Annotated in this window: 6 protein-coding genes; 5 read left to right on the top strand and 1 reads right to left on the bottom strand. The window is 35.2% G+C overall.

Annotation, left to right across the window (positions count from 1 at the left end):
• Window positions 1-76: 76 nt before the first annotated feature.
• Genes HUE88_RS14080 through HUE88_RS03440 form a run of 5 tightly spaced genes read left to right on the top strand, consistent with a single transcriptional unit; the run spans window position 77 to window position 6,913 of the window.
• Window positions 77-913, top strand: a complete 837-nt coding sequence (locus tag HUE88_RS14080; RefSeq protein ID WP_194371104.1) for an OmpA family protein — start codon at window positions 77-79, stop codon at window positions 911-913.
• A complete protein-coding gene (locus HUE88_RS03455; protein ID WP_229860142.1) occupies window positions 910-2,772 on the top strand; it encodes a TolC family outer membrane protein in 1,863 nt (620 codons plus the stop codon). The genes HUE88_RS14080 and HUE88_RS03455 overlap by 4 nt, the downstream gene beginning before the upstream one ends.
• Window positions 2,773-2,789: 17 nt before the next feature.
• A complete protein-coding gene (locus HUE88_RS03450) occupies window positions 2,790-4,979 on the top strand; it encodes a type I secretion system permease/ATPase (RefSeq protein WP_194371100.1) in 2,190 nt (729 codons plus the stop codon).
• On the top strand, window positions 4,966-6,306 hold the full coding sequence (locus HUE88_RS03445) for an HlyD family type I secretion periplasmic adaptor subunit (RefSeq protein WP_194371098.1): 1,341 nt from the start codon (window positions 4,966-4,968) through the stop codon (window positions 6,304-6,306). Before HUE88_RS03450 ends, HUE88_RS03445 begins: the two co-directional genes overlap by 14 nt.
• Window position 6,307: 1 nt before the next feature.
• On the top strand, window positions 6,308-6,913 hold the full coding sequence (locus tag HUE88_RS03440; protein ID WP_194371096.1) for a response regulator transcription factor: 606 nt from the start codon (window positions 6,308-6,310) through the stop codon (window positions 6,911-6,913).
• Between the two features lie 46 nt (window positions 6,914-6,959).
• Here the strand turns inward: HUE88_RS03440 and HUE88_RS03435 are convergent, their stop codons facing one another.
• Window positions 6,960-12,305 (bottom strand): beta strand repeat-containing protein, encoded by a 5,346-nt coding sequence (locus HUE88_RS03435; RefSeq protein ID WP_194371094.1) that lies wholly within the window; start codon window positions 12,303-12,305, stop codon window positions 6,960-6,962.
• Window positions 12,306-12,403: the final 98 nt, after the last annotated feature.

Here is a 12,403-nt window from a genome sequence, read left to right as displayed (position 1 = left end):
AATATTTGACAATACTCACTACTTTATCACTTCTGCAAGATATAATAGTACAGATTAGTTTGAACAAGAGGAAATAATGAAAGATATACTACTACTGATTTCAGTTCTTTTTACATTGAGTGCAAATGAAGTAACGCAAGAAAATGAAGCGACAAACGAGTTTGCATATATTCAGCCAATATCAGTCGAGGAGGTGCCGGTAGCACCGGTACTAGATAGTGACAATGATGGAATTGCCGACAAAGACGACAAATGTCCTGCTACTCCTCCAAATACCAGAGTAGATTCCAAAGGGTGTGAATTTGACAGCGATAACGATGGAGTTGTTAATTCAAAAGATGAGTGCCCAAATACTCCGCCAAATACTAAAGTGGATTTCAAGGGTTGTAAAATTGTCAATGATTCAGATAACGATGGAGTTGCCGATGAGGATGACAAATGTCCCGGCACATTAGAGGGTATAAAAGTTGACTACAGAGGGTGTGAAATAGACAGCGATGATGATGGTGTTGTAGACTCTCAAGACCAGTGTCCGGATACAAGTAAAGATTTTAGAGTAGATGGTTACGGTTGCCCTCAAACAGCGACGCTCAATGTAAATTTTGAAACTGCAAAATATAATGTAGACGATAGGCTGGTTAAAAATTTACAGAAATTTTCACTCTTTTTACAAGAGAACAAGGGGTATAAAGTTGTCATATATGGATTTACTGACTCGGTTGGCGACAGCAATTCAAATAGAATACTCTCTAAAAATCGTGCAGAAGCTGTTAAAGAGGCACTGACTCTGTATGGAATTGATGCCTCCAGATTTACGACAATAGGCAAAGGTGAAACAAACCCTATTAGTGATAACGGTACAAAAGAGGGACGTGCTCAAAATCGCAGAATAGAAGTTGAGCTAATAAAATGATTAAATTATACGAGGGCAAAATGAAAACATTAGCAATATCACTCTTAATAGCTTCAACGCTGTTAAGTGCTCAAAGCCTAAAAATGTCAGTGAGTGAAGTCTTAAGTACAAATCCGGTTATTTTAGAGAGGCTTAAAAACTACAATGCAACAAAAGAGGATGTAACGATTGCCGAATCGGGGTATTATCCAAAACTTGATTTATCAATCGGTGTCGGAAAAGAAAAGGGTGAAAGAGCTGGCGGCACCGACTTTGACTTCAGTGTTTATCAGAATTCTCTTTCATACACCCAAAACCTTTTTCAAGGTTTTGAAACTACCTATCAGGTGCAAGAGCATGAAAACAGAACAATATCGGCAGCTTACAGCTACATAGAAAAAGTTAATGACACCTCTTTTAAAATGGTAGATAGCTATTTGCAGGTAATGAGAAACAAGGAACTCTTAGACAATGCACAGGCAAATATAGATATAAATACTGAGATATTAAATAAAGTACAAAAACTTTATGATTCAGGCTTAACAACTCTATCTGAGGTAAACAAGATAGAGTCATCACTCGCCCTTGCTAAAAGTAACTACTCTGTACAAGAAAACACACTATTGGATGTTAAATTTCAACTACAGAGAGTTCTTGGACGTAATATTAACCATGAAGATATGAGCCGACCTCAGCTTGTTGTGATTCTTCCTAAGAATATAGAGGATGCAACTCTTGTTGCAATGGAGAACAACCCATCTCTTTTGGTAAGTAAATACAATGTAAAGCTTGCGCAAGCTACATACCATAAAAGTAAAGCCCCTTTTTACCCATCATTAGACATTGAAATTTCTCAAAATATGACTAAAAACCTTAGCGGAGTTGAGGGTAAGTATGAGAACCTGAGAGCTATGGCATATTTAAAATATAATTTCTTTAATGGGTTTGCGGATAAAGCAACGCTGCAAAAAAGCGTAAGCAACATCCATAAAGAGGTGCAGGTAAAAAACACTCTTAGACGTGAAGTAATTGAGGGGCTTAGTCTATCTTGGGCTGCGTATGAAAAACTAACAGATCAGTTGGGACATCTGCAAAATTACAGAAAATTTTCACAAAAGACTTTGTCACTATACTCCAAAGAGTATGATTTGGGTCGCCGTTCACTGCTAGACCTATTATCTTCCCAAAATGATTATATTGCTTCAAAAGCTCAAATAATTAACACAGAATACAGTATGCTTTTTTCAAAATACAGAATCTTAGATGCTATGGGTACGCTTGTATCAACCGTTATGGAAGATAGTGATGTTAGCTATTCAAATGTAGGTTTTAAAAGTAAAATACATAAAAACAGTGTTGTCGTCCCTGAATTAAACGATACTTATAAAGATATGCTTCCTATATTATATGATGTTGACAGAGATTTAATTGTTGATGAAGTTGATATTTGTAATAACTCATTGCCTAAACCTATGAAAAGTCTTTATGGATGCGAAGAGACGTTTGAAGATATAAAACGCATAGAAAGATATAGCGGTTTCCTATTTAGCGGTGAAAGTTCAGAACTTACGCAAGATGCGGAAGATAGGCTAAACAGCTTAATAAAACAAATTGAGCCTTATGGTTGGGAAAATCTAAAATTTGACTTGCTTGGTAATGTTGAAAATATTAATATGTCAAAAGAGGACTTACTTGCTTTATCACAAAGAAGAGCTCAAGTAGTTAAAGATAAACTGGTAGAAGCTGGTGCATTTGAAGACAATATTACTCTACATGCAAATTCAGATAAAAACCCTATGTATAGCGATGAAGAGAGTGAATCAGTAGCGTTAAACAACCGCACAGATATCATAGTTAAAAAACTTAAACTAAACAGATAGAATTAAAAAGGTGTTAAATGCTTTTAACAAGCAGTGAAAATTTAAGAATGGACTCCTTGCTTGAATGCTTGGTTCTATTTACAAAACTTTACCATAAGCCATTTTCAGCAGAAGCTCTGACTGCCGGCTTGCCCATAGAAGTAGGAAGAGATGCTCCAGAACTCTTTTCAATAAATAACGCAAAAGGGCTTTTTTCACGTGCAGCTGAGAGAGCTGGGCTTAAATCATCTCTGATTAGGAGACCACTCTCTCAGATATCTCCTCTGCAACTTCCTATGATTATATTACTCTCAAATCAGGGTGCCTGCATTTTAGACAGATTTAATGAAGATAAAACTCAAGTTAAAATAATAATGCCAGCCGAAGAGGCAATTGAGCAGTGGGTTGATACCGATGTACTTCAGGATGAATATATTGGCTTTGGATTTATGATAAAAAAAGCTTTTGAATACAGTGATGATCCACTTAAAACACTCCATCTAAATCAAAAGCATTGGTTTTGGAGCACAATAAAATTATCTGCAAAAACATACAAAGATGTTTTATATGCTTCACTGCTTATAAATCTTTTTGTATTGGCTTCACCTCTGTTTACCATGAATGTCTACGACAGAGTAGTTCCAAACAACGCTATTGAAACGCTGTGGGTATTTGCAATTGGTGTAAGTATTATATATATCCTTGATACATTTTTAAAATTTACCAGGACATATCTTCTTGAGAGTGCTGCAAAAAAGAGTGATATTATTATGTCCTCAATTGTGTTTGAGAAAGTTTTAGACCTTAAGATGGAAAATCATCCATCTTCCGTTGGCTCATTTGCCAGCAACATAAAAGATTTTGACAGCATTAGAAGCTTTTTAACAAATGCCACTATGGCAGCTATAATTGATTTACCTTTTGCTGTAATATTTTTAATAGTTATCTGGTATATCGGCGGTGGAATTGTTTTTGTTCCTATTGTTACAATGTTACTTATTCTAAGTTATGCTTTTTTTATTAAAAAACCACTTCGCGATAGTATTGAAAGCACTCATGCAGCTAGTGCCAAAAAGAGTTCTATACTCATAGAAACTCTAAATAATATAGAAACACTAAAAACTCTTGGTACAGTAAATCAAGTTCAATGGAAGTGGGAAGAGTCAACGGGGGAGATTGCAGAAAAAAGTCTAAAATCTCGTTTATTATCAGCTTCTATTCCAACTATTACTCAACTTTTTATTCAACTAAATACCGTAATGATTATAGTGTATGGTGTTTACCTCATACAAGCATTTGAGTTATCAATGGGTGGACTTATCGCCATAGTTATTCTTACATCAAGAACATTAGCTCCAATGGGGCAAGTTGCAGCACTTTTAACAAATTATGAAGATACAAAAACATCTTATGAAACATTAAATGAAATAATTTCTCAACCAAGTGAAAGACCAAAAGGTAAAAAATTTCTTGAAAGACCTGAATTTACAGGTCATATAGAGTTTGTAGATGTTACATTTGCATATCCAGGAACCGACATTCCTGCGCTTAAAAATATCTCATTTGTAATAAATCCTGGTGAACATGTTGCAATTATTGGTCGTATCGGTTCAGGAAAAAGTACAATTCAAAAACTAATACTTGGTCTTTACGAACCTAGTTCTGGTCAAATACTTATAGATGGCATAGATATTAAACAAGTAGACCCTGCAGATTTACGAAAAAACATTGGCTATGTTTCTCAAGACATAATGCTATTTCGTGGAACAGTAAAAGACAACATTACATATCGTGCTACACACGCTAGTGATTCCGACATGATTAGAGCGGCAAACATCAGTGGTACTTCAGAATTTATTAGAAAACACCCTAAAGGTTATGAAATGCCAATTGGTGAGAGAGGGCAAGGTCTTTCGGGTGGTCAAAGACAAAGTATTGGAATCGCCCGTGCATTTTTAATTGAGTCTCCTATTATGTTAATGGATGAACCGAGCAACGCTATGGATCAAATTACTGAGGCAAAACTATTGGACAATCTATCTAAAAATACAATAAATAAAACATCATTATATGTAACTCAAAAAATGACTCTACTAAAAATAGTAGATAGAGTAATAGTGATTAATGAAGGGAAGATATATATAGACGCTCCAAAAGATGAAGCTCTAAAACAACTACAAACAAAAAAGAAAGATACTGACGAAGGGAAAAATATTGAGCAAAAATAATAAACCTATAGAATACACAAAAAATGACTACAGCTTCATGAACAGCCTTAGTGCTGCTGTTCTAGAACAGACACCTTCTAAAATGAGTAGAGTAGTAAAGATATGGCTTTTAACTGTTATCGCATTTTTAACTTGGGCATCTCTGGCAGAAATAGATGAGATTACAAGAGGGGACGGCGATGTCATTCCTTATGGACAAAATAAAATAATTCAAAATCTTGAAGGGGGAATAGTTGAATCTATTTTAGTTCAAGAGGGTCAAATAGTTAAAGCCGGCGAAGTTATTTTAAAAATAAACAATGCCAAGTCAACGTCTACATCTCGCACAAACGAGATGAACTACTACGAATTAGAGGCTAAAAAAATAAGACTCTACGCTCAAGCTAATCAACTTGAATTTGTTTCACCTGTGGTAGAAGACCCGGAATTTCAAAAGCAAATAAAACTCTCCCAAAATTTATACAACTCAAATAAAAAAGAGTTTATTGCAAAAGACAGCTCATTTGTCAACCAAATAGAACAAAAAAAACAGGCCTATAAAGAAGCAAGTGCCAGAGTTTACTCTCTTGAAAAATCGCTGGAGTTTGTGACAGAAGAGATTGAAATGACAGCACCAATGGTAAAAGAGGGTGTTAAATCAAAGGTCGATTTTTTAAAGCTTAAAAGAGAAGCAAACGGTATAGAAAATGACATAGAAGCAGCAAAACTTTCTCTTCCAAGACTCTCCTCTGCGATTGAAGAAGTTATAAACAAAAGAGAAGAATCAAAGCAGGTATTTATAAACGATGCAAAAAAAGAGTTAAATGAGGTCACAGCTGAAATTTCCAGACTTAAAACTCAGCAAGTTGCATACAGTGATCAAGTTGAAAGAACAATGGTAAAGTCACCTGTTGATGGAATCGTTCAAAAATTATTTATAAATACAGTTGGTGGAGTAATTCAACCTGGTGCTGACTTAGTTGAAATAGTCCCAACAAACAAAAAGCTATACTTAGAGATTAAGATAAAACCAAGCGATATTGCATTTTTGCACCCAGGAGCTCAAGCAAGAGTAAAAGTATCAGCGTATGACTTTGCAATACATGGTGGACTAATTGGTAAAGTTGTAAATATATCTCCAGATACCATAACAGACAGCAAAGAAAATACTTTTTATATTATACATGTAGTAACCGAGAAAAACTACTTGGGAACAGAGAATCATCCACTGATGATTATACCTGGAATGACTGCAAGTGTTGATATAATAACTGGACAAAAAACAGTCATGCAATATATTTTAAAACCTATTCTAAAATCAAAACAATATGTTTTTTCAGAGAGATAATATGAAAATAATACTTTTTAGCTCAAATATGGATACTATTGATGAATGGGTAAAAAGACATGGTATTCATCACGCAGATACATGTCAAGATACTGACTCTTTAATTGATAAACTAGAAGATAATAAAAATATTATTCTAATTGCTGATTACGATAGCGTTGCATCTGAAATAAACAACTTAATTTCATCATACTCTCTTCCTAAAAATTTAATAGTACTTGAAAGAGTGCCTGAAATTGCAACTGGTAAAATGCTTATACGTCATGGTATAAAAGCATATGGTAATTCAAGAATGCTATCTCAGCACTACAAACAGATGCTTGAAACAGTAACTTATGGCAATATATGGACATACCCTGAACTTACAGCGGCATTGGTTAAAACAACAAATAAAGAATCTCTAAACAGTGATGCTTTACAACTAGTAGAAAATAGACTATCAGCTAAAGAACTAGAAGTTATTTACTTAATGCTTAATGGACTAACTAATGATGCAATAGCTTCAGCGATTAACATAACAACAAGGACTGTCAAAGCACATGTAAGTTCTATTTTTTCTAAGCTACATGTAAATGATAGAGTTTCGTTAATACTTCTTCTTAAATAGTCTTACTTGTAGATTTAAAATCTACATGTAAATATCTTAATTTGCCTTAGCTCTCATCTACCTGAATACTTGTACTTATCTCTAAAACTACAGAGCTACCGTCATCTCCTGTTCCAGTATATTGATTATATGCTTGGTGTGTTTCAGAATCAACAATATGTTCTCCTAAAGTCCATTCACCTGATCCATCACTAGTTGTCGTATCTAAAGATACATGATCTTGTGCATCCCCATCTATACGAAGTATATTATCAGTATCTGTCATAATTAGCACATCATCAAGAGAAATAGAAATATTTTGTTTACCATCGCCTAGCTCAATAGCTTCTATATTATGAATATTATCATTTAGTCCACTAAAATTTATATTTTCTTCACCTGTTATGAGAATGGTATCATATCCGTCTGCACCATCTACAGTATCTTGTGCATCAAATACTACAATGTCTTCTCCAGCACCTGCGTTTATAGTGTCAGCACCTGTCCCAGAATGAATATAATCATCATAATCTGAGCCATCAGTACCATTTACTTCTAAATGAGCTGTTGCTTCAGTTGTTGAGCTATCTTCACCATCACGTTCTGTTGATGTTACACTTGCAGTGATATCGTTTATAGCTGATGGGTCTAATGGGCTGCCCGATGTCATTGATAATTGTACTACACCATCTGCATCTTTAGTAACAGTAGCCAAATCTATAGTATAAGTTCCATCGTTATTATCAGCGATACCAGTTCCAGAAGTTAAAGTTGCACCATCTGGCAATCTATCTACTGTAATAAAACCTAAACTCTCACTTCCATCGGTATCTGTAAGCGCTGCGTTGATAGCCACTGAGTATGTATATGTAGTGTCATTTGTAATTGCTGTACTTGTAGTTATTTCAACAGGTTCAACATAAAAGCCAGAATTACTATCCTTATTATCTGTTCCAGTTACATTACCCGCATCAAAAGCAACATATCTAAATGTTGCATCTGGATTAATAACTAAATCTAAACTAGCGTCAGTTGTATTAAACTCACCATTTGCTACTTTTAATCTATTTTCATCATATGCAATCCAGTTTCCAAAGAATTGTGTTCCATTATTTGCTGAATTCAGTGTAACAGTGATACCTTCAGATTTTCCAAAATCTAATAACAGTGATTCATTATTCTCTAAAGCTGTATCTTGAGAACCATGATTAGTATTTTTGTTACTCACTCCATATCCAAGGTCATCTTCATAAGAAACTTGTGCTTGAGAACTTGTAGTATTACCATTGCTCTCCCAACTATTAAATCCATTTCCTTCATATGCATGAGCAGTAAAGCTACTAGCTGATTCTAGAACTGCTTCACCAACTACAACTGAAAGAGTTGGAGCATCCGACACGGCGATAACTTCTATAGTAGTAGTATGAGTATCACTCCAATTAGTTCCATCACTTACTTTAAAGTCAAACGAACCGTCTGCATCTGTATTATGAGAAGGAGTAAATATCAATTTACTTGCTTCAATATCACTAACAGAAATCTCTTGCCCAGAAGTAACATCAACTCCATTAAGTGTTAATGTTCCATTTGTTGGCAATGTTGTAATTTTCACATCGCTAAAAGTGTCCAAATTTGCATCTTGATATGTTCCAAAGTCACTTAACGCAATGATTAAATACGTATCTTCAGGAGTTGAAATACTATCATCTGTAGATGTTGGTGTGCTGTTGTAATCTCCTATATTTAAACTACATCCACCAATATCTACTTTAACAACCATTGTATTGCTAGTTTTATCGCCATCATTTACAGTAAATTCAAAATTTCTAACCTCTCTGTCTGTACTGTTGCTTTCAAATGTTAATGACTCAAGTGCTGCTTCATAATCAGCTACTCTCGCAGCTCCTGTTAATTCTACAACTCCATCAGCAACAGTAGCAGTAATACCATTTGGTAAATCATCTGCGCTTATTACATCGCCAGCTTTAAAGTTGGTAAGAGTTACAGTTGCACTTTCTAAGTTCGCATCATCTACATCACTAAGGTTTATGTCTTTGAGAATTGTATTTGCACCATTTGCTGACGCTGGTCCACTCCCTTTAAATGATTGTAAGTAATAATCTGATGTATCTGAATTGCTATTAGCCCCAGTATCATACTGAACAGCCGTAAACACAATTTTATCAAAAACATTATCACCAGTATCAATTGTAAATGTAGGATTATTGCCCAATCCACTTCCATTTAAATCACCTTCACTAACAAGCACTCCATTTTTGTAAGTAGTATAATGACCTTGTTCATTTTCACTATCTATAAGTCTTGTAAATTGGAATTCTGCATGATTTAAGTTACCTTCAAGTTCTATAACAATAGCTTGTGACTGATCAGTAACTTCATCATAGTGTAATTGATTAGGAACTTGATTTCCAGTACTTCTACTCCCTTCAACACCAAGTTGATAATTTCCATCATTAAGTACCGAACCTGTAGATCCGTCAAAATTTAGCGCATAAATATTTATACCATTTCCATTACTGTCTACGTTGTTCCAAGTTGCTTTATTACTGTTGTCGCCATCTACAGTCCAAGCGTACTGTTGATTAGAATCAGAAATGTTACCTAAATCAACAAAGTAAGCTTCACCTGTTCCTAAAGTATTACAAGTATTGATAGTAATAACAACATCATCATAATCTCTATCGCCCAGAGAAGGAAGATCTTCAAATCCTAAAACTAACCCTTTCCCATCAGGGGCCATTCCAGCTACTACATGGTCATATCCACCTGCATTTAAACTATTATCACTATAGTATGCTGTAGTTGGTTTACCATCTACAGATATAAAACCATCATCATTAACAGTGATTGTACTATCAGTTGTTACGCCATTAGTTTTTCCGTTAGGAATAACAAAGAAAACAACATTACCTTCTAATCCATTTAATGTACCAGCACTAATAGATTGTGTTCCTTTCGTATTGCCTTGTTCCGCATATATAATTCCAGCTTGAGAGTTTTCACCCGTAGTATAATATCCTATAGCATTATTGTAACCAGCTTGACCGCCATTATATTCAACAGACATACTAGAACCACCTGTCCCCATATCTATGTTTAGATTGCCATTTTCTGCATTGAAAATAATACCTTTATCCTGAACAGTTAAATCAGCTGCACTTAAAGTATCTACAATATCATTACCATCAACATCTAACAATCCAGATACTACATGTAAAGGCTGATTGTTTGCAATAATAGAGTTTATAACTGGTGCGTCATCTCTTCCCTCTATATTTACAGTTAAAGTAGCAGAACTGGGATCATTAACACCATCGCTGATTGTGTATCCAATATCTATATCTAAAGTTTGCACTACATTAACATTACCATTAAGTGCATCCACAGTTGAATTTGTTTCATTAACAGCAAAAGTAAATGCACCTGTATTGTTAATAGTTAAAGTACCATAATCACCTATAACAGAAGTATCTGTTCCATCTGTTGGTAAAGTATGGAGGGTACCATCAACCGTAACACTAGTTACTTTAGCTAAATCGTTATTTGTTGTGTCATTTGCTAAAATATTTCCAGATGCTTGTTGTCCATCATCTTTAGCCTTAATTGTATCAACACTATCTTCAGATGAAACAGACTCTGTTCCATTTTCAGTTGCTGTGAATGTATCATTTTTAGCTTCAGGAAGTACATCATTATCTGTAATTGTTGTAACTACTGAAGAAGTACCTAGTGCTACTGTCTCATATGCAGAAGCTACTGGGTTTGAGATAGTTACATTAAAGTTTTCACCATTATCTGCTAAGTAATCATCTAATGCGTTTGCACTAAATACTGTATTTAATGCTTTAGCTGTGATATTTGCAGCTGAGTAATCTGCATTAGTAGCAGTTCCATCTGTAAATGCTACATCTGCTGTACCTGTTGCTCCATCGATAATATTACCAGCTGGGTCTTTTGCAACTAGTTTATAGTAAGCTGTATCACCCTCTGCAACTGTTGAGTCAGCTAATATATTACCATCTGCATCTGTCGCTACGATTGAGATTGTAACTGCTTCTGCATCTGTCTCAGGCGGTGGAGTTGTTGTAGTTGAATTATCTGTAATTGTTGTAACTACTGAAGAAGTACCTAGTGCTACTGTCTCATATGCAGCTGCTACAGGATTTGAGATTGTTACATTGAAATTCTCACCGTTATCTGCTAAGTAATCATCTAATGCGTTTGCACTAAATACTGTATTTAATGCTTTAGCTGTGATATTTGCAGCTGAGTAATCTGCATTAGTAGCAGTTCCATCTGTAAATGCTACATCTGCTGTACCTGTTGCTCCATCGATAATATTACCAGCTGGGTCTTTTGCAACTAGTTTATAGTAAGCTGTATCACCCTCTGCAACTGTTGAGTCAGCTAATATATTACCATCTGCATCTGTCGCTACGATTGAGATTGTAACTGCTTCTGCATCTGTCTCAGGCGGTGGAGTTGTTGTAGTTGAATTATCTGTAATTGTTGTAACTACTGAAGAAGTACCTAGTGCTACTGTCTCATATGCAGCTGCTACAGGATTTGAGATTGTTACATTGAAATTCTCACCGTTATCTGCTAAGTAATCATCTAATGCGTTTGCACTAAATACTGTATTTAATGCTTTAGCTGTGATATTTGCAGCTGAGTAATCTGCATTAGTAGCAGTTCCATCTGTAAATGCTACATCTGCTGTACCTGTTGCTCCATCGATAATATTACCAGCTGGGTCTTTTGCAACTAGTTTATAGTAAGCTGTATCACCCTCTGCAACTGTTGAGTCAGCTAATATATTACCATCTGCATCTGTCGCTACGATTGAGATTGTAACTGCTTCTGCATCTGTCTCAGGCGGTGGAGTTGTTGTAGACGCTGAGCGGCGAACTTCTTCACCAAGACCTTCTTCTAATTTTACTTCATCATCTCCAAAAGCACGCTCACGAAGATCTGCATTTACATCAGTGCTTGCATTATTAACATCTGCAAAGTCTGCTTCTCCACCTTCTGTAGACTCAGCTGAAGCGCCTTCACCAGCTGCAGTTTCTATATCATCTGCATCGTCAACATCACCATTTTCTTCTAGCATAGCCGCAATTGAGTCTTTACTTGTGACAGTTTCTTCTACTGCAAACTCCTGCTGAGTAAGAGATGCATCAAACAACTGTTTGTCATGACCTAATATAACCATATCGCTGCCATCAGTCATTGAAACTATAGCACTATTAATAGAAGCATTACTTTTATCACCAAAAACAGTTTGACCTTCTAAAATTTCATAACCTTTTGAAACTTCTTGAAGAGAACCATCTGTTCCTTTTGCATAAAAAGTACCATCAAGGCTTATGATTTTTCCTATTATATTAGACATGTAACACTCCATAAATATAGTTTATTGTGTATATAGTATGATAATTTTAAAAAATTGTATATTGTACTCAAGTACAAGTGCGGAATAAAAATTGTTTT

It is taken from the genome of Candidatus Sulfurimonas baltica (assembly GCF_015265455.1).
Taxonomy (GTDB): Bacteria; Campylobacterota; Campylobacteria; order Campylobacterales; family Sulfurimonadaceae; genus Sulfurimonas; species Sulfurimonas baltica.
The sequence above is the reverse complement of the archived record's forward strand: the minus strand, read 5'-3'. Positions and strand labels throughout refer to the sequence as shown.